General features: G+C 69.5%; 24 protein-coding genes and 1 tRNA gene. 8 read left to right on the forward strand and 17 right to left on the reverse strand.

Annotated features, from left to right (window positions below; genetic code table 11):
• Positions 1-73 precede the first annotated feature (73 nt).
• From EDC82_RS10865 to glmU, 5 genes are all read right to left on the reverse strand, one after another.
• Complete coding sequence (locus EDC82_RS10865) at positions 74-1,642, reverse strand: hypothetical protein (protein WP_040015003.1); 1,569 nt, start codon at positions 1,640-1,642, stop codon at positions 74-76.
• Positions 1,632-2,264 (reverse strand): aminoacyl-tRNA hydrolase, encoded by a 633-nt coding sequence (pth, locus tag EDC82_RS10875; protein WP_006946776.1) that lies wholly within the window; start codon positions 2,262-2,264, stop codon positions 1,632-1,634. Before pth ends, EDC82_RS10865 begins: the two co-directional genes overlap by 11 nt.
• A gap of 175 nt (positions 2,265-2,439) precedes the next feature.
• Positions 2,440-3,126 carry a 50S ribosomal protein L25/general stress protein Ctc gene (locus EDC82_RS10880; protein WP_165584710.1) on the reverse strand — a complete coding sequence of 229 codons (687 nt, stop codon included), beginning with the start codon at positions 3,124-3,126 and terminating at the stop codon, positions 2,440-2,442.
• 318 nt (positions 3,127-3,444) lie between these two features.
• Positions 3,445-4,416: a ribose-phosphate diphosphokinase gene (locus EDC82_RS10885; RefSeq protein ID WP_040015011.1), complete on the reverse strand. Its 972-nt coding sequence runs from the start codon at positions 4,414-4,416 to the stop codon at positions 3,445-3,447.
• Positions 4,417-4,424: 8 nt separating this feature from the next.
• The gene (glmU, locus tag EDC82_RS10890) at positions 4,425-5,963 is read right to left on the reverse strand and encodes a bifunctional UDP-N-acetylglucosamine diphosphorylase/glucosamine-1-phosphate N-acetyltransferase GlmU (RefSeq protein WP_115297345.1); all 1,539 of its coding nucleotides are present in this window, start codon (positions 5,961-5,963) and stop codon (positions 4,425-4,427) included.
• A gap of 160 nt (positions 5,964-6,123) precedes the next feature.
• Here glmU and EDC82_RS10895 point away from each other — a divergent pair, with 160 nt between their 5' ends.
• Together EDC82_RS10895 and EDC82_RS10900 are read left to right on the forward strand one after the other, a co-directional pair.
• A complete protein-coding gene (locus EDC82_RS10895) occupies positions 6,124-6,309 on the forward strand; it encodes a hypothetical protein (RefSeq protein ID WP_131941524.1) in 186 nt (61 codons plus the stop codon).
• Positions 6,279-8,009, forward strand: a complete 1,731-nt coding sequence (locus EDC82_RS10900; RefSeq protein WP_131941526.1) for an alpha/beta fold hydrolase — start codon at positions 6,279-6,281, stop codon at positions 8,007-8,009. Before EDC82_RS10895 ends, EDC82_RS10900 begins: the two co-directional genes overlap by 31 nt.
• A gap of 2 nt (positions 8,010-8,011) precedes the next feature.
• Here the strand turns inward: EDC82_RS10900 and EDC82_RS10905 are convergent, their stop codons facing one another.
• On the reverse strand, positions 8,012-9,247 hold the full coding sequence (locus tag EDC82_RS10905; RefSeq protein WP_115297348.1) for a helix-turn-helix transcriptional regulator: 1,236 nt from the start codon (positions 9,245-9,247) through the stop codon (positions 8,012-8,014).
• A gap of 109 nt (positions 9,248-9,356) precedes the next feature.
• Here EDC82_RS10905 and EDC82_RS14580 point away from each other — a divergent pair, with 109 nt between their 5' ends.
• On the forward strand, positions 9,357-9,527 hold the full coding sequence (locus EDC82_RS14580) for a hypothetical protein (RefSeq protein ID WP_160126236.1): 171 nt from the start codon (positions 9,357-9,359) through the stop codon (positions 9,525-9,527).
• 478 nt (positions 9,528-10,005) lie between these two features.
• On the opposite strand, the gene EDC82_RS10910 is transcribed toward EDC82_RS14580, so the two are convergent.
• Positions 10,006-10,374 (reverse strand): trypsin-like serine protease, encoded by a 369-nt coding sequence (locus EDC82_RS10910; RefSeq protein ID WP_235006205.1) that lies wholly within the window; start codon positions 10,372-10,374, stop codon positions 10,006-10,008.
• A 253-nt stretch (positions 10,375-10,627) separates the two neighbouring features.
• Between EDC82_RS10910 and EDC82_RS10915 the strand changes: the two genes are divergently transcribed.
• Complete coding sequence (locus tag EDC82_RS10915) at positions 10,628-11,233, forward strand: hypothetical protein (RefSeq protein WP_160126237.1); 606 nt, start codon at positions 10,628-10,630, stop codon at positions 11,231-11,233.
• Between the two features lie 83 nt (positions 11,234-11,316).
• Here the strand turns inward: EDC82_RS10915 and EDC82_RS10920 are convergent.
• Positions 11,317-11,395 (reverse strand) — tRNA-Gln (locus tag EDC82_RS10920).
• A gap of 168 nt (positions 11,396-11,563) precedes the next feature.
• Between EDC82_RS10920 and EDC82_RS10925 the strand changes: the two genes are divergently transcribed.
• Both EDC82_RS10925 and EDC82_RS10930 read left to right on the forward strand, forming a co-directional pair.
• A complete protein-coding gene (locus EDC82_RS10925) occupies positions 11,564-12,283 on the forward strand; it encodes a TetR/AcrR family transcriptional regulator (protein ID WP_131941530.1) in 720 nt (239 codons plus the stop codon).
• Between the two features lie 72 nt (positions 12,284-12,355).
• A complete protein-coding gene (locus tag EDC82_RS10930; protein ID WP_131941532.1) occupies positions 12,356-12,952 on the forward strand; it encodes a MarR family winged helix-turn-helix transcriptional regulator in 597 nt (198 codons plus the stop codon).
• 12 nt (positions 12,953-12,964) lie between these two features.
• On the opposite strand, the gene EDC82_RS10935 is transcribed toward EDC82_RS10930, so the two are convergent.
• From EDC82_RS10935 to EDC82_RS10970, 8 genes are all read right to left on the reverse strand, one after another.
• Positions 12,965-13,693, reverse strand: coding sequence for a TetR/AcrR family transcriptional regulator (locus tag EDC82_RS10935; protein ID WP_131941534.1), 729 nt, complete (start codon positions 13,691-13,693; stop codon positions 12,965-12,967).
• 141 nt (positions 13,694-13,834) lie between these two features.
• Complete coding sequence (locus EDC82_RS10940; protein WP_074046490.1) at positions 13,835-15,670, reverse strand: ABC-F family ATP-binding cassette domain-containing protein; 1,836 nt, start codon at positions 15,668-15,670, stop codon at positions 13,835-13,837.
• 221 nt (positions 15,671-15,891) lie between these two features.
• Entirely contained in the window at positions 15,892-16,818 is a 927-nt protein-coding gene (locus tag EDC82_RS10945; RefSeq protein WP_131941536.1) for a 4-(cytidine 5'-diphospho)-2-C-methyl-D-erythritol kinase, read from the reverse strand.
• Positions 16,819-16,916: 98 nt separating this feature from the next.
• Complete coding sequence (gene rsmA / locus EDC82_RS10950; protein WP_006946797.1) at positions 16,917-17,810, reverse strand: 16S rRNA (adenine(1518)-N(6)/adenine(1519)-N(6))-dimethyltransferase RsmA; 894 nt, start codon at positions 17,808-17,810, stop codon at positions 16,917-16,919.
• 98 nt (positions 17,811-17,908) lie between these two features.
• Positions 17,909-18,952 carry a resuscitation-promoting factor gene (locus tag EDC82_RS15170; RefSeq protein ID WP_160126238.1) on the reverse strand — a complete coding sequence of 348 codons (1,044 nt, stop codon included), beginning with the start codon at positions 18,950-18,952 and terminating at the stop codon, positions 17,909-17,911.
• Between the two features lie 324 nt (positions 18,953-19,276).
• Positions 19,277-20,128, reverse strand: a complete 852-nt coding sequence (locus EDC82_RS10960; protein ID WP_006946782.1) for a TatD family hydrolase — start codon at positions 20,126-20,128, stop codon at positions 19,277-19,279.
• Complete coding sequence (gene metG / locus EDC82_RS10965) at positions 20,125-22,032, reverse strand: methionine--tRNA ligase (protein ID WP_006946793.1); 1,908 nt, start codon at positions 22,030-22,032, stop codon at positions 20,125-20,127. The genes EDC82_RS10960 and metG overlap by 4 nt, the downstream gene beginning before the upstream one ends.
• Before the next feature lie 103 nt (positions 22,033-22,135).
• Complete coding sequence (locus EDC82_RS10970; protein ID WP_131941540.1) at positions 22,136-23,119, reverse strand: cation diffusion facilitator family transporter; 984 nt, start codon at positions 23,117-23,119, stop codon at positions 22,136-22,138.
• A 212-nt stretch (positions 23,120-23,331) separates the two neighbouring features.
• Here EDC82_RS10970 and EDC82_RS10975 point away from each other — a divergent pair, with 212 nt between their 5' ends.
• Positions 23,332-23,928: a DUF4126 domain-containing protein gene (locus tag EDC82_RS10975; RefSeq protein ID WP_006946758.1), complete on the forward strand. Its 597-nt coding sequence runs from the start codon at positions 23,332-23,334 to the stop codon at positions 23,926-23,928.
• 13 nt (positions 23,929-23,941) lie between these two features.
• Positions 23,942-24,346 carry a hypothetical protein gene (locus EDC82_RS10980; RefSeq protein ID WP_006946813.1) on the forward strand — a complete coding sequence of 135 codons (405 nt, stop codon included), beginning with the start codon at positions 23,942-23,944 and terminating at the stop codon, positions 24,344-24,346.
• 35 nt (positions 24,347-24,381) lie between these two features.
• On the opposite strand, the gene rsmI is transcribed toward EDC82_RS10980, so the two are convergent.
• Positions 24,382-25,224, reverse strand: a complete 843-nt coding sequence (gene rsmI, locus EDC82_RS10985) for a 16S rRNA (cytidine(1402)-2'-O)-methyltransferase (RefSeq protein ID WP_062258155.1) — start codon at positions 25,222-25,224, stop codon at positions 24,382-24,384.
• Positions 25,225-25,318 lie beyond the last annotated feature (94 nt).

Consider the following 25,318-nt stretch of genomic DNA (forward strand, 5'->3'; position numbering starts at 1 on the left):
CCCCGGAATTCCGGGCATTCACCCCCTCATCACCCTGCGGGGCACGAACGATGGAGGGATACGCCGGGGGCAGTCACGGCCGTCCGAACAATTCCACGTCACGCGCCGTCGACGAGCCGTCGAGACGCACGCGCGTCCACCCGTCGGGCGTCGGTTCGAGGACGACGCGCGGCGCGTCATCCCGCCCGGCTCGCTGGTCGCTGGGGCCGCGCTCCTCGATGACCCGGGCGTGCAGGAACGACGACCAGCGCGTTCGTACGATGACGTCGCGTGAGGGTTCGACCCGCAGGATGAGGTGGGAGGAGGTCTTGTCCGTGATCGTGGCGCCGTCGGTGACGAGCGGCTTGGCGTCCGGCACCTCGAACACGCGCCACTGGTCGTTCGACCATACCTCGTGCCAGCCCGGGGGCGTCGCGGCGACGGTGCGCCACTGCCCCGTCTTCTTCACCGGATGGCGGTTGAGAGCGACGTAGCGCACCGCCGAATCCTGCAGCCACCCGGTGAGTTCCGCGTCGGAGATGTGCGCCTCGCGGTCGACGAACGCGTCGGAGAGGCTGCGGTCGGCCTGCGTCTCGTACCCGCGCGCCAACCAGAAATCCTCTGCCAGGACGAACGCCGAGGTGTGCGTGCCGTCGGCGACGACCTCGATGCGGCTGTTCTCGATGCCGGGCAACGCCTGGAGCGCGTCCGACAGGGGCCGGTACACCGTCACCGACGACGCCGATGCGCGGGCGTCCGCGAGATCGTGGGCGGTGAAGTACCCCGACCAGACCAGGGCCGGCAGCACGGCGCACGCCGTCATCCGGTTGCTGCGGCGGGCCGTCGCGGCGACGGCGACGGGCAGCACCGCGAAGACGAGGCGCGCGAGGTTGGAGCCGAGCGCGTTGGGGACGGCGGAGAACACGAGCACCGCGACGGCGGCGATGGCGATGGCGAGGACGACCGGTTTCGCAGGCTTGGCGAGCAGGAACAAGCCGAGAAGGACGAGGGAGGTGAGCGCTCTGCCCCAGCCATACCCCTCTGGCCCACTGCTACCCCACACGAGCGACGAGACGCCCATGAAGGCGATGCCGACCAGGATGGGAACGAGCGAGATCCGACGGACGAGCAGCCCCGCCCCGAATCCGACGAGCACGAACGCCACTGCCACGGGTGAGGCGAGGCCGCTGAGGATGACGAGCAGCGACGCCGTCCAGCGACGGTCGCGGATGGCGGCATCAAGCGCCCCGAGGGCGATGACGGCACCGACGAGGAACGTCGTGCGGCCGGCGCCGAGCGTCATCACGGCGCTCAGCGTCGCGACCCACACGGCCACGATCGGGCGCCGCACCTGCGTGACGGTGAGTGCCACAGCCCATGGGATAGCCGTGGCCGCGAGCGCGACGACGGCGTGGGCACCGAGGGCGGCCGACAGCCAGGGCACGAGGACGGAGTATCCGCCCGGAGGGTGGGCGCCGCTGTACCAGCTGAACCAGTAGCCGAGGCCCACGCCGTCCCGCGCCGCCTGAGCGCGCGCGAGCGCCGCCCACATGTCGCCCACACCGGGCGCGACGACGACGAAGAGCACGCCGGCGAGCGCGACCACCGCGGTCGCGAGCCAGGTGTGCAGCGCGAGCCGGCGGCTCACGCCCTCAGCGGGCATGCACGAGGTTCTGTGCGTCGTCGAGACCGCGGTGGACGAGCAGTTCGACCGCCTCCGCGCCCGAGGGGATGAGGAAGTCGAGTTCGCGTCGCTCGGTCGCGGAGAAGTCCTTGAGTACGAAGTCGCTCACCTCCATGCGTCCGGGCGGGCGCCCGATGCCGAGGCGGACGCGCAGGTAGTCCTTCGTGCCGATGCTCTTGCTGATCGAGCGCAGCCCGTTGTGGCCGCCCTCGCCGCCACCGAACTTCAGGCGCACCGCGCCGAAGTCGATGTCGAGTTCGTCGTGGATGACGACGAGGCGCTCGGCGGGGATCTTGAAGAACTTCATGAGCGCGCTGACGGGCCCGCCCGATTCGTTCATGTACGTGCTCGGCACGGCGAGGACGACCTTCGGGCCGGGCAGCCCGCCCGGCAGCGTCCCCAACCGAATCTCTGCTGCCGCGGCGCGCGCCTTGTGCGCGCGCAGGGCGACGCCGGCGTCAGCGGCCATGCGCTCGACGACCATCGCGCCCACGTTGTGCCGGTTGCCGGCGTACCGGGGCCCGGGGTTGCCGAGCCCGACCACCAGCCAGGGTTGCGTGCGCGCCTCATCCACGAGGCCCAAGTATGCCGGATCGCGCATGGGCGCACGCTGGGCACGTTGACGAAACGCGCGCCCTCATCCGCGATCGGGCCAGCGATCGAGCCGACGACCGCGCCGCGACGGAACGCGAACGACGGGCTGCCGCTCACCAGGATCGGTGAGCGGCGGCCCGTCGTCGTGAAGATCCGATGCCCGCGTGGAGGCGGGCGGCGGATCACTCGGAGTCTTCGGAGCCCGCGGCGTCGCCCTCGGCGGGAGCCTCGGCAGCGTCGTCGCCCTCGGTCTCCTGGTCGGACTCCTCGTGCTCGATGCCGGCCTCGGCCTCGGCCTCGGCGAGCTCGGCATCGAGGGCCTCGGCGGAGATCTGCTCGGTGACGTTGATGACGAGCATCTCCTCGTCGGAGACGAGCTCGACACCGGACGGCAGCGTGATCTCCTTGGCGAGGATCTGCGTGCCGGCCTCGGCGCCCTCGACGGAGACGGTGAACGCCTCGGGGATGTCCGTGGCGGGCGTGAGGACCGTCAGCATGCCGTTCTCGGTCGTGACGACGGTCTCGGCGGCGGCCTCACCCTCGGCGTGGACCGGAACGTCGACCTCGACCTTCTCGCCCTTCTTGACGATGACGAGGTCGACGTGCTCGATGAAACGACGGATGACCTCGCGCTGGACGTCGCGGGCGAGCGCGAGCTCCTCCTTGCCGTCAAAACGGATCGTGAGCAGCGCGTTCGGGTTCTTGACGGCCATCATCGTGTCGTGGCCGGGCAGTTCGAGGTGAACCGGCGTCTCGCCGTGCCCGTAGAGGACGGCGGGGATCATGTCGTTGCGGCGGATGCGGCGCGCGGCGCCCTTGCCGAACTCGGTGCGAAGCTGAGCTTCGAGAACGATCTGGTCAGCAGCCATGGTGGTGCCCTTCGGTGCGTCAGGACCGACGACGCGTGCCGCCGGAATGGTCGGTGGCCTCGTCGGGACGTGACGCGCGGGCACGATGCGGGCGCGTCGACGCAGGTCGGCGCGGGCGGCCTGGGGCCGCGGGATCTCGCAGACGAGCGCCACCGCGTCGATCACGGACGCTCGGGGCTCGCTGCGCGCGCCCGTCTCGTCCCTCGCCGAGGCAACCGGAACATTCTAGCGGGGCGGCGCGCGAACACGAAACGGCGTGAACGCGCAGCACCGCGCACCCCGGGTGGGATGCGCGGCGCCGCGTTCGTCAGGGTGAGATCACTCCATCTCGTCGAACATGCTCGTCACGGAGCCGTCCTCGAAGACCTCGCGGATCGCCTGCGACAGCAGCGGTGCGATCGACAGCACCGTCAGCTTGTCGAACTTCTTCTCGTCCGTGATCGGCAGCGTGTCGGTGACGATGACCTCGCGCGCCACCGAGTTCGCGAGCCGCTCGACCGCTGGGTCGGAGAAGATCGCGTGCGTCGAAGCGATGACGACGGACGCCGCGCCCGCGTTCATCAACGCATCGGCGGCGTGGCAGATCGTGCCGCCGGAGTCGATCATGTCGTCGACGAGCAGGCACGTGCGGCCCTCGACGGAGCCGACGACGCGGTTCGCAACCGACTGGTTGGGGCGCGTGACGTCACGCGTCTTGTGGATGAACGCCAGCGGCGCGCCGCTGAGGCGTCTGCTCCACGCCTCGGCGACCTTGATACGGCCTGCGTCCGGCGAGACGACGGCGAGGTTCTCATCGCCGTACTTCTTCGCGACGTAGTCGGTGATGACGGGCAGCGCCTGCAGGTGGTCGACGGGGCCGTCGAAGAAACCCTGGATCTGGTCGGTGTGCAGGTCGACGGCCATGAGGCGGTTCGCGCCGGCCGTCTTGAACATGTCCGCGACCAGGCGCGCCGAGATCGGCTCGCGACCGCGCGACTTCTTGTCCTGACGGGCGTAGCCGTAGAACGGCGCGACGACGGTGATGCGCTTCGCGGAGGCGCGCTTGAGCGCGTCGACCATGATGAGCTGCTCCATGATCCACTGGTTCACGGGAGCGGTGTGGCTCTGGATGACGAACGCGTCGCAGCCGCGCACGGACTCGTCGTAACGCACGTACGTCTCGGAGTTCGCGAAGTCGTACGCCTGCATCGGCACGAGCTGCGTGCCGAGGCCCTCGGCGACCGCCTTCGCGAGCTCGGTGTTGGCCCGCCCGGAGAAGACCATGAGGTTCTTCTCGGTGGTGCGCTTCATGGACAGGCTCACTTCGTGATCCCTTCGTCTGCGGAGGATTCCTCGTCAACACTAGTGGACGCCGCTTCACCGGCGGCGGCCCGAGGCGAGGCGTGCGCGACGTCACGCGCGGCGTCCGCCGTCTTCGTCCCGGCACGGCGGCGCTCGACCCAGCCGTCGATGTTGCGCTGACGGCCGCGTGCGACGGCCATCTGGCCGGCCTCGACGTCACCGTCGACGGCGCTGCCGGCGGCGACGTAGGCGCCCGGAGCGATCGTGACAGGCGCGATGAGCACCGAGTCGGATCCGACGAAACTGTGCGCGCCGACGTGCGTCGTGTGCTTGTTGACACCGTCGTAGTTGGCGAAGATCGTGCCCGCGCCGATGTTGGCGCCCTCACCGATGACGGCGTCGCCGCAGTACGTGAGGTGCGGCACCTTGGCGCCGTCACCGATCTGCGCGTTCTTCGTCTCGACGAACCCGCCGATCTTGCCCTTCGCGCCGAGTTCGGTGCCCGGGCGCAGGTAGCTGAACGGGCCGACGCTCGCGCCGGCGCCGATCGTCGCGAGGTTGGCCTGCGTGCGCACGACGGACGCGTCGTCGGCCACCTCCGTGTCGACGAGCGTCGTGTCGGGGCCGATCTCGCAGCGCGCACCGATCGTCGTCGCGCCGCGCAGCTGGGTGTTCGGCTGGACGACCGTGTCGCGGCCGATGGAGACGTCGACGTCGACGAACGTCGTCGCCGGGTCGATGACGATGGCGCCGTCACGCATGGCCTGCGCGACGACGCGACGGTTCAGCTCGCGGCCCATCGCGGCGAGCTGCACCTTGTCGTTGACACCCTCGGTCTGCCAAAGGTCGGTGATCGTGTGCGCCTCGACGCGCCCACCGGCCGCGCGGGCCAGGGCGAGGACGTCGGTGAGGTACTTCTCGCCCTGGGCGTTGTCCGTCGTCACCTTCGCGAGGCTCTCACGCAGCACGATCGCGTCGAAGGCGTAGATGCCCGAGTTGATCTCACGGATGTCGAGCGCGTGCGCGAGCTTCGCGTCCCCGGCCTCGCGGGCGGCGAGAGCGTCCTTGTGCTCGATGATGCCGGCGACGGAACCGGATTCGTCGCGCAGGATGCGGCCGTAGCCTGTCGGGTTCTCGACCTCCGCGGTCAGCACGGTGACGGCGTTGCCGCCCGCCTCGTGCGCGCTCGTCAGGTCGACGAGGGTCTGCGTCGCGAGCAGCGGCACGTCGCCGTAGGTGACGAGGACGGTGCCGCTCAGGTCGGCCGGCAGGACGTCGAGGGCGCACTCGGCGGCGCGGCCGGTGCCCTTGATCTCGTCCTGATCGGCGATCGTCGCGCCCGACTCGAACTGCTCGATGTGCGCGGCGACGACGTCGCGCTGGTGACGCACGACGACCGCGAGATGCTGCGGCTGCGTGCCGCGCGCCGCGTCGATGGCGTGGCCGAGCAGGCTGCGGCCACCGATCGTGTGCAACACCTTCGGGATGTCGGACTTCATGCGGGTGCCCTCACCGGCGGCGAGGACGATGACGGCTGCGGGACGGGGTGCGCTCACGCGAGTGACTCCCTGCGGATCGACGATCGGTGGTCTGGCCCGCCCCGGCGGCCCACCCGGTGCGGGCGACGGGGCATATAGAGGTGACTCTACCGCCCACCACCGCCAGAGGCGCTGCGTGCATTCGTCGCGCTCCCCTGTACGCCTTCATGCTGGGTGCATGTCACAGGCGATCGGCGAGACCACCGTGCGTCACCAACGCGTCGGGTCGTTGGAGCTGTTCTGCGACCTCGTCTTCGTCGTCGCCATCGAGCGCCTCACCCACCTGCTGCACGGCGACCCGGGTCGCGCGTTGCCGCGACGATCGGGCTCACGATGCTCGTGTGGTTCGCGTGGTTCAACGTGACGGCGCTGACGAACATGCGCGGCGGCATCGGCCCACGCGGACGCCCGCTCATGTTCGCCTCGATGGCCGGCGTCGGCGTGCTCGCACTCGGCGTCGAACCCCTCATCGACGGCCATCCGTGGCTGTTCGCCGTCGGCTACGTCATCGCGCGCACGGCCGTGTGGCCGCTGTGGTGGAGCGGACGACGCGGCGCCGGCGCCATGCGTCCGCTGCTGTGGGGCCCAGGCGTCAGCGCCCTGTGGCTGCTCACCCCGCTCGTGCCCGAGCACCTGCTCGGCTGGGCGCTCGCCGCCCTCGCCTTCCTCGAGATGAGCCTGTTGCTGCTGCGCCCGGACGGCAAGGAGTCGGACGCGCCGCGCCTCAGCGGCCCGCACCTGGTCGAACGCATCAGCCTGTTCGTCATGATCGTGCTCGGCGAGAGCGTCGTGCAGATCGTCGACTCCCTCGACACCGAGCGCACGGCCATGACGTGGCTGACGGCCGCCTGCAGCGCGCACCTGCACCCCGGATCGCTGACGTGCCTGTGCCTCGGGATGATTCTCGTGCACGTCGGCACGCAGTCGTTGACCCGTCAGGCGTTCGCGACGAACCTCGGGCTGAAACCGCGACGCCGCCCGCAGACGGCCGCTGAGCGTGAACAGGTGCGTCGCGAACCGGCTGCGGCCCGCGAAGAGCGGGCACGCGACGCAACGGGGGCGCCGCACGATCCGCAGGGCACCTGGCACGCGATCCTTGGCGGGTTGACGCAACTCGCGACGTATCTCGTCCCCGTCGTCATCAAGCTGTTTCTCGTCGTGACGATCGCATCGTTGACGTTCAACGCCCTCGTGCGGCCGCCGCAGACGCTGCAGGCGCCCGACGGGCGCGACGTCCTCGTCGACGGCGCGCGCGTGCACTACCGCGTGTGGGGTTCGCACGGCACGCCGATCGTGCTCGTCCACGGTTTCGCCGAGTCGACGGTCGCGTGGTCGCTCACGGCGCCGGAGCTCGCGAAGAACCACGTCGTCTACGCCATCGACCTGCCCGGGGCGGGCTACTCGCAGTACACAGGCCACTACTCGATCGAGGATCAGGCGCGTGCCGTCACGGGTCTGATCGAGGCGTTGCACATCGAGCGGCCGGTGATCGTCGGGCACTCGCTGGGCGCGGCCGTCGTCGGGCGCGCGGCGCTGGATGCCCCGGGCGCCATCGGCGGTGTGATCTTCGCCGACGGCGACGCCATGGCCTTCGAAGGACGATCGGCCGACCCTGGTGCGTGGACGGGCGTCGTCTCGCGCCTGCCGTACGTCACGACTCTCTACCGACTCGGCACGCAGACGAACGTGTTCGCGCGCCCGATCTTCGACGACCAGTGCGGTTCGACGTGTCGCGGCCTGCAAGGCCCCGACGCCGACCGACTGATCGACGCGTGGATGCGGCCGCTGCGCTCGCGCGACGCGGAGGACGCCATGCGCGTCATGGCCGCACACGCGATGACGCACCTGAGCCCCGAGCAAGTGCGCACCATCCGCGTGCCGCGCGGCATCGTCTGGGGCGCCGAGGACGCGATGTCCGGCGGCTCGCTCCAGGTCGCGCAACAGAACTTCGCGGGCGCGCCGACGGCGACGATTCCGCAAGCCGGCCACCTGTCGATGGTCGCCGACCCGGCAGGTTTCGCGGCCGCGATCGAAACACTGCTGACGCGGCTGCGAACGCCCTGACGTCAGGCGTTCGCCTGCTCTGCGGCCTGCGTGGTCTCGTCGACGAACTCCCAAGCAGCACGGGCTTGGGTGACGTCGCCGGCCTCGGTGAAGCGGCGTGCTGCCTGCAGCGCGACGGCCGTCGCCTGCGTGATGTCGCCCTGTTCGCCGTAGGCGTGGGCGGCTGCGAGGTACAGGCGCCCCTGCGTGCTCGGCGGCAGGTCGGCATCCTCGAGGGCGGCGCGGATGTCATCGAGCGCCTCATCCACGTGCCCCTGCGCCCGCGCGAACCGCGCACGCACGATGGCGAGGGTCGCCAATTCATCGGCGCTCTCGAGCAGGTCGAGGCGGCTCTTCGCTTCGCGTAACAGTTCCGCGACCCCGTCCTCGCAGCCGGCCTGGAGTCGCTCTTCCGCCGCAACGCGCGGAAAACGAGCCCAGTTACGGAAGTCTGCGGTGGGCGACAGGAGTTGGTTCGCTCGATCGTGCGCAGCCTTGCCGGCCTCGACGTCACCGCTGTGCCACGCCACGTTGCCGAGCACCCACTCGGCCAGGCCGCGAGTCGGGGTCTCTTCGAGCGCTGCGGCTGACTCTTCGAGCTCGTGGGCGTAGGCGCCGGCATCGTCATGCCCGGCTGAGATGGCGGCGATGAGTGCCTGCGCCGTCACGATCATGGGGAGGTGCGCGGACTGGCAGAGTCGCACGGCGTCCGCAGCGCTCGACGCGGCGAGCCGCGCGTCCCCGTCGAGACGCGCCGCCTTGGAGGTGAGGATACCGGCCCGCGCTTCGAGCAAGCTGGAGCCGACCGCGCGCGTAGCTGTCAGGTGAGCCGTGGCCTCAGCGACTGCCTCGCGGTAGTGCCCGAGGTCGATGTTGATCTCGACGAGCAAGGCACCGATGAGAAGTGTGATGTCGGAACGTCCGACCGTCGACAGCTGGCGGCGGGCGTCCTGCGCCTGTTCGAAGGCAAGACCGAATGAACCCTGGCGCCACGAAAGAACGGCCTCGGAGTAAAGAGCAACCGCCTCGGCCTCTCCCGCCTTGCGGCGCCCGAACCCGGACAGATCGGAGGCACTCCCGAGCGTGCCGGGCTCGAGATTCAGCTTGGTCTCGAAGTAGCGAAGCATGTCCGGGGTCGGGGTCCGACGGCCCGATTCGAGGTGAGAGACGTAGCTGACGCTGCACCTGTTGCCCGCCAGTTCTGTCTGCGAAAGGCCCGCCTGTTTGCGCGCCGCCTTCAGGCGTTCACCAAAACTCATCGGTAACTACTTCCAGCCCCAATAGCGAGGCATACTTGACACACAACTTGACTCAGCGTGGAGCAAGTTGTTGAACTCTCTACATTACGCATCATATCCAGGAGTGACCATGGCCATCTTCAAGAAGCTTTCCGCATCCGCTGCGCTCGTGGCTGCCGCCGCGGCCCCGACGGTGGCCATCGTCGCCGCCAACTCGGCTAATGCAGCGCAGGCGAGCTCCGCTCACCACCTCGTGGTGAAGACCGGCGAGCACCGCATGTCGGACACCTGGCCGGCCTGATCATCCGCCAACTGCGTAACGTCGCGTGCCCCGTAGCCCCAAAGGCTGCGGGGCACGCGTCGTTCGTCAGCGACGCGCTGTCAATGAAGGCGTTACTCGGGCGCCGCCAGGGTCCATCCCTGCCCGCTGCACCCTGAGCACCATCGCCCCAGGCGGACCACCATTGCCGTCAGCTCGCGATGCACGAGCACCGTGACCCACGAGAGGGAGCCCTCATGACCCCGACTGATGCGACGGTGTGCCGCTGACGGCGACCTCCGTTCGCACGACGACGCGGAAGCACAGACACCATCCCCACTCCCCGGTACGACGAAGCCGTCGGCACGCGTGTTGCGTGCTCTGCATGAGTGCAGGGTCAGCGTCGATGAGCCGTCACACGCCCGTGACGTCTGTGATCCACTGGCGGCTGTCCATCAGGTTGGCGTAGTTGGAGGCCGGCGTGGATGTCGGAGCCGGGATCGGCGGAGTCGCCCGTCGATCAGACGCCGACGATCTGACCGTTGACGACGAGGGGACCACCCGAGTCGCCGTGATTCGAGGAGCCGTTGACGCCCTCGAGGTGGATCGCGCGACCACCGTAGGCGTCGGCGCTCTCACCCAGGACGGAGACGTCGGCCTTGTAGAGCCCCGACGTCGGGACGCGGTAGGCGCGCAGGCTGTAGCCCTCGATGACGCCGGAGTCGCCCGCCGTCGCGTCGTAGGAGCCCGCGAGCGGCATGTTCTGGTTGACGAGGGCCGGCTCGATGAGATGCGCGAGCACGACGTCGCCGTTGGACGAGCTCTGCATGGCGTCGACGGCGATCGGCGTGCCGCGGTTCGAGGTGGAGTTGGAGAGGTAGACGTTCATCGACGTGTCACCGTCGGTGCCAGGTGCCTCGGCCTGCTGGCCGGCCGCTTTTTATACATGACTGTATCGGCGACATGCATTTGTCGCATTGCGAAAATATGGATCACCCTGACGGATTCGGCGCAGAAGTGGGTCGTTGCCGCACCAAGCTGCGGTTCTCGCGGCCGACGTCGCGCGGAGGGAAGCGCCATCGTCACGCATTCGTCCTGAGAAGTTCCCCAGGAAGATGTTCCCTGCTCTCGCCGCTGCCGGCGTGGGTGCCCTGACCCTGGCCGCGGCCGCGCCGTCAATGGCGGCCGACTCGCCTGCGACGCCCAGCACGACCGGGGACCACGCCAAGTCGACGATCGTCGGCAGCCTTCAGCACACGCCGATCGAGTTCTGGTGCTCGAAGGGGATGCCGAACCACGTCATCGCAGTGGGCACGGTGAAGACGCCGGAGGCGACGGTGACGGTGAGCGAGCCGCAGCTGCACGAGACGCACACGATGGGCCCGGTGACGCACGACAAGCCGCTCGTCATCTTCTCGAAGATCAACCAGGCCGGGAAGACGGTGACGATCACCGTCAAGGGCAACACGAGCGGGTCGGCGTTCAGCGTCACCGGCACGATTCCGGCGACGTGCAAGGGTCTGCCGACGGTTCAGCCGAACGGCACCGTCATTCCCCCTGCCCAGCCGACGAAGCCGATGCCGGGCACGCCCACTCCGACGAAGCCCGCCCCGAAGCCGATCGACCCGAAGGTGCAGACGGACCTCGTCGCGTCGCGGAGCTCCCCGACGTCCGGTGAGCTCGGCCTCGCCGGACTCGCGTTCGCGGCCATCGCCGCCGGTGGTGCCGTGATGTCTCGTCGTCGCTGATCGGCGTCACGTCCCGCGTGTTCTTCGCCCGGAAACGCGTCGACGATGACGCGCTTTCGGGCGATGATGGTCGGGCTTTCAGGCTCCCCGGGTTGGAATCGAACCAACGTCGCTAGTCCTGATTCAAAGTCAGGCGGCCCCTGCCAGCAGAGCAACCGGGGAACGTCCGCGAAGCGCGGACCGCACAAGAGTAGTTCACGCCGGGCCGCGCTGCACTCCGTCGACGCACCGACGCGTCCCCGCGATCTACGGCGCGGACCCCGCCTCGGACCGCGTCAGCCCGCCCGGGCGCCCCAGGTCTCGGCTGCGACCTCCCGCCCACCCGGCACAATGGTGGGCATGACGACTCCTCGCCGCACGCGCATGTCGGGCACCCAGCGTCGCGAACAGCTCATCGACGTGGGGCGCCGCACGTTCGCGGAACGAGGCGTCGCGGCGGCGACCGTCGAGGAGATCGCGGCGGCGGCGGGCGTGACGAAACCCGTCGTCTACGAGCACTTCGGCGGCAAGGAAGGCTTGTACGCCGTCATCGTCGACCGCGAGACGCGCAGCTTCCTCGACCACATCGCGAGCGCCCTGACCGACGACGGCACACCCCGCGAACTCTTCGAACGCGCCGTGACCGCCCAACTCAGCTACATCAGCGCCAACCCCGACGGTTTCCGTGTGCTCATCCGTGACGCCCCGTCCTGGCACTCGACGGGCTCCCTCGCGAGCCTCATGTCGGACATCGCCACAAAGATCGAGAACGAACTCTCCCGCGTCATGTCGCGCCGCGAGATCGACCCCCGTTTCGCGCCGATCTACGCGCAGATGCTCATCGGCATGGCCGCCCTCACCGGCGACTGGTGGATCGAGCACGGCCAGGAATTCGACGCCACCGAGATGGCCGCCCACATGGTCAACCTCGGCTGGAACGGACTCACCGGCCTCGACGCCACGCCCACGCTCGTCGCGGCCGCGCCGGTGGCCAGCGGCGAGCCTGACGTCGACAACATGGTGGCACCGACGGGCCTGGGCGACGACAAGACGGACGACGACATCACGTGACGAGCGCTGACGCCGTCTGCCGAGGGCAAGTCTCTCGACATCAAGTTTCTTGACGAGCGATAGACTGACGGCATGTCACCCACCGGTTCGCCGCGCCCTGCCGACTCGAACCGTGCTTTCGGCCCAAAGGGCGCCGACGGCATCGCGTCTGCGGCGTCGACCGCTCCCGACGGCAAGCCGCACCATGACGAGGTCGACGTCATCGTCGATGCCTGGGCCAGCGTCCGCCCGGGGCTCGACACGACGCCGCTCGAAGTGCTCTCGCGCATCAGCCGTATCGCGCGGCGCCTCGACCAGGCGCGCAACGCCGTCTTCACCGAGCATGAACTCGACGGCTGGGAGTTCGACGTGATGTCCGCCCTGCGCCGCGCAGGCGAACCGTTCGAGCTCTCCCCCGGCGCCCTCGTGCAGAAGACACTCGTCACCTCCGGCACGATGACGAATCGCGTCGACGGACTCGAACGACGCGGCTTCGTCTCCCGTCAACCATCGCCGAGCGACCGCCGCGGCGTCCTCGTCCGGCTGACCCCCGCGGGGCTGCGGGCCGTCGACGCCGCGTTCGACGCGCTGCTGCATCACGAGCGCCGCCTGCTCGCCGGCATGGACGACGACGCTCGCGCTCACCTCGCCGCGTCGCTGCGGACGCTGCTCACGGCCGTCGAGAGCTGACCGCGAGGCACCTCAGTCGTCTTCGGTGCGGACGGTGCTCGACGTCCTGGATGCAGGCTCCGACAGCGCCGTCGGAAGAGATCCGGTCGGCGCCAGCTTCTCGACGAGGGCGGTGATGTCCGCGACGAGCCCGCGTCCTACCGGTAGCCGTGCGAGCATCAGCATGCGCGCGAGGATGGGGGCGACGCCGTCGATGAGCGTCATCGTGCGCGCCCGCTGCTCGCTGTCATCGCACACCCAGTGCAGCGTGATGCCGAGATAGACGAGCCACAGCAACATCGGCAACTGGCGTCGCAGTGCGCCACCCGGCACGCCCTTCGAGCGTTCGAGCACGTCGGCGACGAGGCCGATCGCATCGTCGCGCGCCTGCGCCGACGCTCCCGACAGCGGGCTCGTGCCCGACGACGCCTGCAGCGCCGTCGTCAGCAGCGTCGAACCGAAGCCGTGGTACGGCTCCATGACGTCGATGCCCGCCCGCCACAGCGCGCATAGGTTGTCGGCAAGCGGCGCTCCGTCGCGGATGGCGGCCAGCGCAACGTCGCGATGCTCGGCCTGGAGGCGCAGGTACAACTGCTGGACGAGCGCGTCCTTGCCGTCGAAGTAGTAGTACGCATTTCCTTGCGAGACGCCGGCTTCCGCGGCGATCGCGCGCATCGTCGTCTTCTCGTATCCGTGCTCGCGGAACATCGCCAACGCCGTCTCGACGAGGGCTTCACGCGTCTGCTCCGACTTCGTCGTCATGCGCTCAGTCAACCACGCTGTTGAACACGTTCAACGGCGCGCGCGGGGTCGTAGAGCCCTCCTAGACAGTCGTTCACGGCGCCTGATGGCAAACGGCGCAGCGCCGCCAGGCGCCGCGCGCGACCGGAACACGCGCTCAGTTCAGGCGAGCACCTCGGCGGCCTCGAGCCATTCCATCTCGAGTTCGTCCTTCTCGGCGAGCACGGCACGCAGCTTGACGTCGATCTCCGCGGCCTTGCCGTAATCGCTTGCGGCAGCGGCGAGCTCGTCGTGCAGCTTGGTCTCGCGCTCGGCCAGCTTCGCGAGCTGACGTTCGATGCGCGCCACCGTCTTGCGCGCCTCGCGCTCCTCGGCGGCGCTCACCACGCGTCCGCCGGCGCCAGCGCCTGCTGCGTCGTCAGCCGCGAGCGAGGTCGCATCGACCCCCTTCGCCGCCGCGCCCTGACGCTCGAACGCCGCCTGCGCCTGCAGGTGGTGCGCACGCAGCTCGAGGTACTGCTCGACCCCGCCGATGAGGTCGAGGATCTTGCCGTCTCCGAGCAAGGCGACCTGGCGATCGCACATTCGCTCGAGCAGGTACCGGTCGTGGCTGACGACGACGAGTGTGCCCGCCCAGCCGTCGAGGACGTCCTCCATCGACTGCAGCGTCTCGATGTCGAGGTCATTGGTCGGCTCGTCGAGCAGCAGCACGTTCGGTTCGCTCATGAGCAGGCGGAGGAACTGCAGTCGCCGACGTTCGCCACCCGACAGCTCCGACACCCGCGCCTGCTGACGTCCCCCGGAGAAGCCTAGCCGCTTCGCGAGCTGCGAGGCGGACGTCTCCTTGCCGTCGAGCATGATGTAGCTCGCCACGTCCTCGATCGCCTCGATGACGCGCCAGCCCTCGACGTGGTCGAGCTCGCGCACCTCCTGCGTCAGGTACGCGATCTTGACGGTCTTGCCCTGCTTGCGCTTGCCCGCCGACAGCTCCTGGGTTCCCGCGATGGCGCGCAGCAGCGTCGACTTGCCCGCGCCGTTGACGCCGACGATGCCGGTGCGCTCGCCCGGCGCGAGCCGCCACGTCTGCTTCGTCAGCAGTTCGCGCCCGCCGAGCGTGACGGACGCGTCGACGAGGTCGATGACATCCTTGCCGAGCCGCGTCGTCGCGAACCGGACGAGTTCGACGTCATTGCGCGGATCCGGTTCGTTCGCGATGAGCGCGTTGGCCGCGTCGATGCGGAACTTCGGCTTGCTCGTGCGGGCCGGGGCACCGCGCTGCAGCCACGCGAGCTCCTTGCGCAGCAGGTTCTGGCGACGCTCCTCCGTCGCGGCCGCGATGCGTGCACGTTCGGCCTTCGCGAGCACGAACGCGGCGTAACCGCCTTCGTACTGCTCGACGCGTCCGTCGATGACCTCCCACGTGTTGGTGCTCGTCGCGTCGAGGAACCACCGGTCGTGGGTGATCGTGACGAGCGCCGAGTCGCTGCGTGTGCGGCGTGCGTTGAGGAAGTCGGCGAGCCATTGCACGCCCTCGACATCGAGATGGTTGGTGGGCTCGTCGAGCAGCAGCAGATCAGGGTCGTCGACGAGCAGCTTCGCGAGCGCGATGCGACGGCGCTCGCCACCGGACTTGGGGCCGACGACGTCGTGCAGATCCATGCCCGGCAACAACCCGTTGATGACCTCGCGGATGCGGGCCTCCCCCGCCCACTCGTGCTCGGCGCGATCACCGACGACGGCCTGCAGCACCGTCCACTCCGCAGGAATCGTGTCCGCCTGCGTCAGCATGCCGACGGTGACGCCGTTCGCCATCGTCAGACGCCCCGAATCGACCTCGTGCACACCCGCGAGCACCTTGAGCAGCGTCGACTTGCCTCCACCGTTGCGGCCGACGATGCCGATGCGCTCACCGCCGCCGATGCCGAGCGACACCGAATCGAGCAACTGCTGGGTGCCGAGGGCGAGCGAGATCTTCTCAGCGGACAGGAGGTTGGCCATGCCCGCGATTGTCTCACCGCCGTGTCACGTCGCCCAAAGCTGATGATGCGGCGCCCGTCAGAGCAGGTGCCGGACCGAGACGAGCGCTCGCCACGCCGTCCGTCAGATGTGGACGTAGTTCGCAGATGGGGACGTAGATCGCCGATGTGGATGGCAATCGCGAGGGTGGACGAAAATCGCAGGGTGGCAAGGCGGGGCGGGGCGGGGGTTCGGTCGGGGCGTCAGGAGGCGGAGGTGATCTGGGCGCCGTGGGGAGTGGAGGCGGCGAGGACGTAGTCGTCCGCGAGGTCACCGGCAGCGAGCACGTTGCGCAGCGCGACGGCGTCCTTGCGGCTCGCCATGAGGAACGCCACCGTCGGGCCCGAACCCGAGACCATCGCGTTGAGGGCACCCATCTCCAGGCCGAACTCCATCAGGGCGCGCAGCCTCGGCATGAGCGACAGCGCCGCAGGCTCCAGGTCGTTGTGCATGGCGACGGCGACGCCGTGGACGTCACCGGAGCGGACGCTCGCGAGCAGGCCGTCCGACGGAGAGGGCTCAGGCACGCGGTGGCCCTCCCGCAGCCGGTCGCACTCGGCGTAGACGGCGGGCGTGGACAGCCCCTCGTGCGTCAGCGCGAACAACCAGTGGTAGGTGCCCGTCGCGAGCACCGGCACGATCTTCTCCCCGCGCCCGGTGCCGAGCGCGGTGCCTCCGGTGAGGGCGAACGGGACGTCTGAGCCGAGCTGCGCGGCGAGCTCCTCGAGCGTCGCGCGCGACAGGCCGAGCCCCCAGAGCGCGTCGCAGGCGACGAGCGTCGCGGCGGCGTCGGCCGATCCGCCCGCCATGCCACCAGCCACCGGGATGGCCTTGCGAATCGCGATGGCGCAGCGGCCGTCGACGCTGTACGAGGTGGCCATGAGCTGCGCCACTCGCCAGGCCAGGTTCGACTCGTCGCACGGCACGACGTCCGCGCCGAGCCCCGTCACAGTGAGCGAGAACTCGTCGGCCGACGTGACATCAACCTGGTCGAACAGGTCGACGGCATGGAACGTCGTCGCGAGGTCGTGAAACCCGTCGGCTCGGCGTGGCCCCACGCACAGCTCGAGGTTGACCTTCGCAGGCACCCTCACGCTGACGCGGGCGATCTGTGCGCTCGAAGCCGTCATGCCCCCACCCTATGCATGGACCGCCCTCCGGGCAGCCACCCGAGCCAACAGGCGCCGTCCGCCACAGTGTTGGGTGGGCATTGCGGCCGGAGGACGACTCAGTCCTGCGTCGCCGCCGCGTGGGCGGAGGCGATGGCGGCGAACTCGTCGATACCGAGGCGCTCGCCTCGCGTCCGCGGGTCGATGCCCGCCGCCACGAGTGCCGCCTCGGCCCGGTCGGCGCCGCCCGCCCAGCCGGCGAGGGCAGCCCGCAGCGTCTTGCGGCGCTGTGCGAACGCGGCGTCGATGCACGCGAAGACCTGTGCGCGCGTCGCCTCCGTCGTCGGTGGGTCACGACGCACGAGCGAGACGAGACCCGAATCGACGTTCGGGGCCGGCCAGAAGACGTTGCGTCCGACGCGGTCGGCGAGACGCACGTCGGCGTACCAGGCGGCCTTGACGCTCGGCACGCCGTAGACCTTGCTGCCCGGCTCAGCTGCGAGGCGCTGCGCGACCTCGAGCTGCACCATGACGAGCACGCGCTGCAGCGACGGGAAATGCTCGAGGAAGTTGAGGACCACGGGCACCGACACGTTGTACGGCAGGTTCGCGACGAGCGCGGTCGGTGCCGGCTCGAGCGAGTCGACCGTCATCGCATCCGCTTGGACGACGTTCAGCTTCGATGCGTGCTGCGGCGCGAACCGCTCCACCGTCGCGGGAAGCTGCGCCGCCAGGTTCGGGTCGACCTCGACGACGCTGAGATGCGCGACGGCCGGCAGCAGCGCGAGCGTCAACGACCCGAGCCCCGGGCCCACCTCGACGACGGTGTCGTCGGCCCCGACCCCTGCCAGGCGGACGATCTTGCGCACCGTGTTCGGGTCGATGACGAAGTTCTGCCCCCACGTCTTCGTCGGACGCACCCCGTGACGCTCGGCGAGCTCGCGGATGTCGGCGGCACTCAACAGGCCCGTCGTGTCGTCACGGCCTGCGGGCGTCGCGTCGTCGTCATGCATGACGCCAACCCTATCGGCACATGCGAAGACCCGGCCCGCCCCACGAGGGGACGAGCCGGGTCTTCATGACCGGGCGCGCGGTGCGCGTCAGGTGTCGATCAGGCTGCGTGGCCGCAGGCCCACGGCTGCAGGCCGCGCTGGGCGTAGACCTTGTTCGCGATGGCGATCTGCTGCTCACGGGTCGCGAGGTCGGCGCGCGGGGCGTAGGCGCCGCCGCCGGAGCCGAGCCACGTCTGGTTGTCGAACTGCAGGCCGCCGTAGTAGCCGTTGCCCGTGTTGATGTGCCAGTTGTTCGTCGACTCGCAACGAGCGATGCGGTCCCACATGCCCGAGTTGGCGGCGGCCGGAGCGGCAGCGCTCTTCTGCGTGCGCTGGGCCGACGAGGCGTAGGTGCGCTGCTTCGGCGCGCTCTGCTGCGTCACGGCCTTGCGGGCGGTCGAACGCGACACCTGGGTCTGCTGCGACTGCTGCGGCGCCTGCTGAACGGCCTGCTTCGTACCGATCGTGACGACGCGGCGCACGGCGTTGCGCGTGACGGTCGTGTCGATCACCTTGGAGGAGACGACCTTCTCGCCCTTCTTGGCGCTGCGGTACGTCACCGTCTCGGCGCCCGAACGGCCTTCCTGCGTCACCTTGGACGTGCCCTTGGGCATGTCGGCGCTGTAGACGTACTTCGTCTTCGCCGGGATCGTCTGGACCTGGCTCCAGTTGACGTACGTGACGGCGGGAGCAGCGGCCTTGGCGGGCGTGGCGGGCTTGGCCGGCAGAGCCTGACGGGCCTGCGAACGCGAGGCGCGCTCGGCCTGCGTCTGCTTCGGCGCAGCCTTCGTCGTGGACGGCTTCGGCGCAGCCTTCGTCGTGGACGGCTTCGGCGCAGCCTTCGTCGTGGACGGCTTCGGCGCAGCCTTCGTCGTGGACGGCTTCGGCGCAGCCTTCGTCGTGGACGGCTTCGGCGCAGCCTTCGTCGTGGACGGCGTCGAGGTCGCGGACTTCGTCGGCGTCGAGCTCGAGGAGATCGAGGGAACGTCGGACGCGGTCTTCGAGTCGCTCGAACCGCAAGCGGCCAGCGTCGAAGCGGCTGCCACGGCAGCGGCCGCGGCGATCGTACGAGAAGTGGTGCGGGTGGTCGAGAACGTCATCATGCTCCGATGTCGAAGGTCCCTCACTGGCGGCGCGCAGAGCACCGAAGGCTCGGTGCGAAGCGCTCGGCTCAGGCCTGCGCTCCAGCCCGTCGACCATGAGGTCGAGGGCACGTCCGTGTGATCCAGACTCGGGTTAACCCGGACAACACTGCCGAGGCAACCCGCGAGGGTCAAATTCAGATAACGGAACCGTAACGGATACTGCGACGCGATGGGGCGTCAGGTGCGGCATCCCGGGAAATCTTCCGCTGCAGTGGGATTCGTCACACGCGGTGCCAGCCCCCTTGCGTCGATCGCTGCGCTATGGAATCACGCGCGTGACGCTCACCACGGCCCGTAGACGCGCTCGGACGTCTCCGACAACGCCGCACACAGCGCCGGGACGTCGACGTTCTTGACCTCGGCGAGCGCTCGCACCGTCAGCGGCACGAGGTACGGCGCATTGGTCGCCCCGCGGTGCGGCGACGGCGTCAGGTACGGCGCATCCGTCTCGACGAGGAGCTGCTCGAGCGGCACCTGTGCGAGTGCCGCCCTCAGTTCGCGGGCGTTCTTGAACGTCACGACGCCGGCGACGCTGACGTAATAGCCGCGCTCGACGCACTCGCGCGCCATCGCGACATCACCGCTGAAGCAGTGCAGGACGGTCTTCTCAGGCGCGCCCTGCTCGGCGAGGATGCGCATGACGTCCTCGTGCGCCTCACGGTCGTGGATCTGCAGCGCCTTGCCGAAGCGCTTGGCGAGCTCGATGTGCCACCGGAAACTCTCCTGCTGCACCGCGACGCCGTCGGGGCCGGTGCGGAAGTAGTCGAGCCCGCTCTCACCGACGACACGCACCCGCGGGTGGGCCGCGATGCGCTCGATTTCGGCGTATGCGGCGTCGAGCTCGCCCGCGGCGTACAGCTTGGGCGCCTCGTTGGGGTGCAGCGCGACGCCGCCGAGCAATTCGGGGTGGGCGTCGATGACGCGCTCGGTGAAGCGCGCGCCCGCAAGATCACACCCCACCTGCACCATCCGATCGACGCCGACCGCGACGGCCTCGTCGATGACGGCGCGCACGTCGGGTGGCGCGCCGCCGTCACGGGAGATGTCGAGGTGAGTGTGATTGTCGACGACCGGTGACGGCAGCGGCTGCGGCGGCGTCGGCTTGTCGCTGCGGCGCAGGTTTGGGTCGCTCACGCCGAGATGTTCATTCGCTCGAGTTCCTCCTCGACCACCGCCGGGTCGAACTTCTTGAACGCCGGCTTCGGCTTCGCGATCGGCGTGCCCGGCGCGGCGTCACGCGGCTGCCAGCGCGGCGTGGCCGAGTACTCGCCCGTGATGATGCGGTACGGACGTCCGTCGTCGAGGTCGGTGACCTCCTTCGCGACCGGCATCGGCATGAACTCCCCCTCACCGCCCATGACCTCGTGCACGAGATTCGCGGAGAACGGCACGAACGGCGCCATCATCGTGTTGAGGTCGACGACGCACTGCGCGAGCGTGTGCAGCACCGTCGCGAGACGCTCCCGCTCGTCCTCACCCTTGAGCTTGAACGGCTCCGTCACCGCGACGTACCGGTTGACCTCGCCGACGAGACGCATCGTCTCCGTGAGGGCCGCCTTGAGACGGTTGCGCTCGATGAGCGCACCCACCGTCGCGAACCCGCCGCGCACCGCGTCGAGCACCTCGCGGTCGACATCGGCCAACTCGGACGGCGCCGGGATCTCACCGAAGTTCTTGTGGATCATGCTCGCCGCACGATTGACGAGATTGCCCCAGCCCGCGACGAGTTCCGAGTTGTTGCGCTGCACGAACTCGGCCCACGTGAAGTCCGCGTCCTGACTCTCGGGGCCGGCCGCGACGATGAAGTACCGCAACGGATCGGGACCGTAGCGCTCCAGCACGTCCTTGACGTAGATGACATGCCCCCGACTCGTCGAGAACTGCTTGCCCTCCATCGTCATGAACTCGGACGAGACGACCTCCGACGGCAGGTTGAGATGCCCGAAAGGACTCTCCACCCCGCCCTTCGCGCCCTCGCCATTCGCAGCAAGAAGCTCAGCGGGCCAGATCTGCGAATGAAAGACGATGTTGTCCTTCCCCATGAAGTACTTGGAAACCGCGACTCCGTCGCTGTTTCCAAGTACTTCCGATGCCTTCTGGGCTCCGACGCTGCCCTCGTCGGACGTCGCACGCTCCGCCCGAGCGAGCTCCGCATCTCCGCCCGTGCTCGCAGGCGCGTTCCACCACTCGCGCCACTTGTCGGGCTCGCCGAGGCGACGTGCCCACTCGATCGAGGCCGACAAGTAGCCGACGACGGCGTCGAACCACACGTACAGACGCTTCGTCGGCTGCTCGCGCCATCCGTCGAGCGGCACGGGAATGCCCCAGTCGATGTCGCGCGTCATCGCGCGCGGACGGATCTCCTCGAGGATGTTCTGGCTGAACTTGATGACGTTCGGGCGCCACGTGCCCGTCGCCTCACGCCCGTCGAGCCACGACGACAACGCGTCCGCGAGCGCCGGCAGGTCGAGGAAGAAGTGCTGCGTCTCGATGAACTCCGGCGTCTCACCGTTGATCTTGGAACGCGGATCGATGAGATCCGTCGGGTCGAGCTGGTTGCCGCAGTTGTCGCACTGATCGCCGCGCGCCTCCGCGTACTTGCAGATCGGGCACGTGCCCTCGATGTACCGATCCGGCAGGGTTCGCCCCGTCGACGGGCTGATGGCGCCCGACGTCGTCTGCTCGACCATGTACCCGTTCTCGTGCAGCGCGAGGAACAGCTTCTGCACCACCTCGTAGTGGTTCGCCGTCGTCGTGCGCGTGAACAGGTCGTAGCTGAGGCCGAGGCCGACGAGGTCGTCGACGATGATGCTCGCGTTCTCGTCCGCGAACTCCTGCGGCGTCTTGCCCGCCTTCTCCGCCATGATGACGATCGGCGTGCCGTGCTCGTCGGTGCCCGAGACCATGAGCACGTCATGACCCGCCATGCGCATGTACCGGCTGTAGACGTCGGAGGGCACACCGAAACCGGCGACGTGCCCGATGTGGCGGGGGCCGTTGGCGTACGGCCAGGCAACAGCGGAGAGAACCTTGGTCATGGCCCCATCCTAGGAGTCGCCGCCGACAACCGCTTTCTCGTGTCATCGCCACGGCCGCACCATGAGGTCAAGGCGGCGAGGGGCACATGGCGCCGAGATCGACTCAGTGCAGGCTGCTCTCGTGAGTCGCGTGGCTCGCGGGCTCGAACTGCAGCGTCGAGTGGTCGACGTCGAAGTGGCCGACCAGGCACTCGAGCACCTCGTCGAGCAGCCGCGGGGCGTGCCCGTCGTGGAAGCACTCGTCGTCGATGACGAGGTGCGCCGACAATGCCGGCAGGTCGCTCGTCACGCTCCACACGTGCAGGTCGTGCACGTCGCGTACGTGATCGACCTCGAGCATGTGCGCGCGGATCGCCTCGACGTCCGTGCCGTCCGGCGCGCCCTCGAGCAGCACGCGCCCGGCCTGCGCGACGAGCCCTGCCCCCGCGTGGAACATGAGAGCGACGACGATGAGCGTCGCGACGGCGTCGGCGCGCATCCACCCCGTCGCCCAGATGACGGCGGCGGCCACGGCCGTACCGATGAACCCGTACAAGTCGGTGATGATGTGACGGTACGCGCCCTCGACGTTGAGCGACGTCCGGTTCGCGCGGGCGAGCAGCATGCCCGCGGCGACGTTGACGACGACGCCCGCCAGGGCGACCGCGAGGACGGGTTTCGGCTCGACCTGCGGCGGGTCGACGAGGCGCCGCACCGCCTCGACGAGCAGCACCGCACCGAGCAGCAACAACGTGATGCCGTTGCCGAGGCCGGAGAGGGTCTCGGCGCGCTTGAACCCGAACGTCAACCGCGCGTTGGCGGGCTTCGCAGCGAGGTGGATCGCCCACAGCGCCAACGCGATGGCGGCGGCATCCGTCAGCATGTGCGCCGCGTCCGACAGCAGCGCGAGCGAACCCGTCGCGAAGGCCACGACGACCTCGGCGAGCATGTAGAGCACGAGCAGCGCGAGGGCTGCGCTCAGGTAGCGCCGGTCGGCGTCAGCACTCGGAGCATGGCTGTGGGCGTGGCCGCCATGTCCGTGGCCGTCATGCGTAGTCTGCTGCTCATGGGCCTCGCGCCCGTCATGCGATTCGTGTCGTGTGCCCACGCGCCACCTCCTCGGTCGGCACGATGCTAACGGCCCTCATCGACGGCTGAGTCACGTGATGTGCGCTGCGTCACTCAGGACTGACTCGACGCGCATCATGTGCCTCAGCTGCACCGGCGTCGTTCGGGGGAATGCCCGCGGCTGTGCCAGAGTTGACGCAGTGTTTCGCCGGGGCCGGAGGCGCCGGCGGTCGTTGACCCGAAGGACGTGCCATGTTCGCAGCGCTCACCGGGGCGGGCCTGTCGGCTGCCGCCGGTCTCAACGCCTACATCCCGTATCTCGTCGTCGCTCTGCTCGCTCGCTTCACCGACGTCATCACGCTGCCCTCCGGGTTCTCTTGGGTCGAGAGCACGCCGTCGATCGTCATCGCGTCGATCCTGCTCGTGGGCGAGATCATCGTCGACAAGATCCCGGCCCTCGACAGCGTCAACGATGCGCTCGGCACGATCGTGCGCCCCGCCTCGGGCGCCGTCGTCTTCGCGGGGACGGCGGCCGCCGCGAACCTCGACAACTCGCCGTGGATGACGCAGCATCCGTGGGTCGGCCTCATCGGCGGCGCCATCGTCGCGGGCATCTTTCACACGGGAAAGGCCGCCGCGCGCCCCGTCGCGAACGTCGGGACGGGTGGGTTCGCCGCGCCCGTCCTGTCGACGGCGGAGGACGCGACGTCGATCCTGCTCAGCCTCGCGGCCGTCTTCGCGCCGATCCTCGCGCTCGTGCTGCTCGCCGTCGTCGCGTGGGTGATGTGGCGGCTGTGGCGCCGGGTCGTCGCAATGCGTGAGCGCCGCGCCGCGCGCGCCGCGGTCTGAGAGCGCCCGGCCCATGTCGTTTCCCGCCCTCGCCGCCGACTCCGCGCTCGAACACCGCCTTCGGCGCCGTCGTCTCGTGCGCAACATCGTCGCGGCGCTCGTCATCGCGCTCGTCGTGTTCGGGGTGATGCGGACGTGGCACGCCGTCACCGCCTCGGGTCAGAACCCGCACGTCGCGACGAAGACGGTGACGCTCATCGCCGCCGAACCGCGAGACGACGGCGTCCACGTGCGGGCGCGACTCGACGCGCCGTCGGTCGATGCGACCTCACACGAACTCGAAGCCGTCATCCCGACCGCGACGTGGAACCTCACCCATGCGCTATGGGCCTGCTACCCCCCGAACGACCCGGCCCGCGGCAGCCTGCGCACGCCCCTCGACCCCGGTTGCGTGTACTTCGTCGACGCCCAGGACTGACGACCGGGCCTGCGGTTGCTCGGGGGCGCTAACCGTCAGCGCGCCGCGAGAGCAGCGTCGTACAGGGTCTTCTTGGACAGGCCGCTCGCCTGGGCGACCTGGCCGCACGCGTCCTTGAGCCGCACTCCCCCGGCGACGAGATCGAGCACCGTCGCGACCGCATCCTCGAGCGACGCCTCGCGAGGTTCGGCACCCTCGACGACGACGGTGATCTCGCCGCGTGCCCCGTCGAGGGCCCACGCCGCGAGTTCGCGCAGACCACCGCGGCGGACCTCCTCGTACGTCTTCGTCAGTTCACGACAGACCGCGCCGCGCCGCTCGTCGCCGAACGCGTCGGCCATCGCCTCGAGCGTCACCGCCAAACGGTGCGGCGCCTCGAAGAACACCATCGTGCGTGCCTCGTCGGCGAGCGCCGCGAGCGTGCGGGCGCGTTCGCCGGCCTTGCGCGGCAGGAACCCCTCGAAGCAGAACCGGTCGACGGGCAGCCCTGACACCGCGAGCGCCATGAGGACGGCCGACGGACCGGGCACGCACGTCACCGTCAGGTCGCGTTCGACGCACGCGGCGACGAGGCGGTACCCCGGGTCGCTGACGCTCGGCATCCCGGCGTCGGTGACGAGCAGGACGCGTTCGCCTGCGGCGATGCGCTCGACGATCTCGCCCGTGCGCTGGGCCTCGTTGTGCTCGTGGTAGCTCATCATCGACCCGCTCGGGGTGACGCCCAGCGCGTCGCAGAGCCGCTTCGTCCGCCGCGTGTCCTCCGCGAGGATCAGCGGCGCGCTCGCGAGTTCGTGGGTGAGACGCGGTGCCGCGTCCGTCGGGTCGCCGATCGGCGTCGCGGCGAGAACGAGGGCGGGGACGGGTGCTTCGGTACTCACGCGGCCATGGTGTCACGCTGGCGCAGGCGCGCCTCGTGCCCGCCGCGGGTCGACCTGGGTCACGGGGCGTGACGTCGGAGCGGGCCCCTCCTGT

The sequence above is a fragment of the Dermacoccus sp. SAI-028 genome, from assembly GCF_004346775.1.
In the GTDB taxonomy this organism is placed as follows: domain Bacteria; phylum Actinomycetota; class Actinomycetes; order Actinomycetales; family Dermatophilaceae; genus Dermacoccus; species Dermacoccus nishinomiyaensis.

Bases quoted from the DNA above. Each gene is read 5' to 3' on its own strand.
- EDC82_RS10865 (WP_040015003.1), bottom strand. From the start codon at position 1,642: ATGCCCGCTGAGGGCGTGAGCCGCCGGCTCGCGCTGCACACCTGGCTC.
- pth (WP_006946776.1), bottom strand. From the start codon at position 2,264: ATGCGCGATCCGGCATACTTGGGCCTCGTGGATGAGGCGCGCACGCAA.
- EDC82_RS10880 (WP_165584710.1), bottom strand. From the start codon at position 3,126: ATGGCTGCTGACCAGATCGTTCTCGAAGCTCAGCTTCGCACCGAGTTC.
- EDC82_RS10885 (WP_040015011.1), bottom strand. From the start codon at position 4,416: ATGAAGCGCACCACCGAGAAGAACCTCATGGTCTTCTCCGGGCGGGCC.
- EDC82_RS10895 (WP_131941524.1), top strand. From the start codon at position 6,124: ATGTCACAGGCGATCGGCGAGACCACCGTGCGTCACCAACGCGTCGGG.
- EDC82_RS10900 (WP_131941526.1), top strand. From the start codon at position 6,279: ATGCTCGTGTGGTTCGCGTGGTTCAACGTGACGGCGCTGACGAACATG.
- EDC82_RS10905 (WP_115297348.1), bottom strand. From the start codon at position 9,247: ATGAGTTTTGGTGAACGCCTGAAGGCGGCGCGCAAACAGGCGGGCCTT.
- EDC82_RS14580 (WP_160126236.1), top strand. From the start codon at position 9,357: ATGGCCATCTTCAAGAAGCTTTCCGCATCCGCTGCGCTCGTGGCTGCC.
- EDC82_RS10910 (WP_235006205.1), bottom strand. From the start codon at position 10,374: ATGAACGTCTACCTCTCCAACTCCACCTCGAACCGCGGCACGCCGATC.
- EDC82_RS10925 (WP_131941530.1), top strand. From the start codon at position 11,564: ATGGTGGGCATGACGACTCCTCGCCGCACGCGCATGTCGGGCACCCAG.
- EDC82_RS10930 (WP_131941532.1), top strand. From the start codon at position 12,356: ATGTCACCCACCGGTTCGCCGCGCCCTGCCGACTCGAACCGTGCTTTC.
- EDC82_RS10935 (WP_131941534.1), bottom strand. From the start codon at position 13,693: ATGACGACGAAGTCGGAGCAGACGCGTGAAGCCCTCGTCGAGACGGCG.
- EDC82_RS10940 (WP_074046490.1), bottom strand. From the start codon at position 15,670: ATGGCCAACCTCCTGTCCGCTGAGAAGATCTCGCTCGCCCTCGGCACC.
- EDC82_RS10945 (WP_131941536.1), bottom strand. From the start codon at position 16,818: ATGACGGCTTCGAGCGCACAGATCGCCCGCGTCAGCGTGAGGGTGCCT.
- rsmA (WP_006946797.1), bottom strand. From the start codon at position 17,810: ATGCATGACGACGACGCGACGCCCGCAGGCCGTGACGACACGACGGGC.
- EDC82_RS15170 (WP_160126238.1), bottom strand. From the start codon at position 18,952: ATGATGACGTTCTCGACCACCCGCACCACTTCTCGTACGATCGCCGCG.
- metG (WP_006946793.1), bottom strand. From the start codon at position 22,032: ATGACCAAGGTTCTCTCCGCTGTTGCCTGGCCGTACGCCAACGGCCCC.
- EDC82_RS10975 (WP_006946758.1), top strand. From the start codon at position 23,332: ATGTTCGCAGCGCTCACCGGGGCGGGCCTGTCGGCTGCCGCCGGTCTC.
- EDC82_RS10980 (WP_006946813.1), top strand. From the start codon at position 23,942: ATGTCGTTTCCCGCCCTCGCCGCCGACTCCGCGCTCGAACACCGCCTT.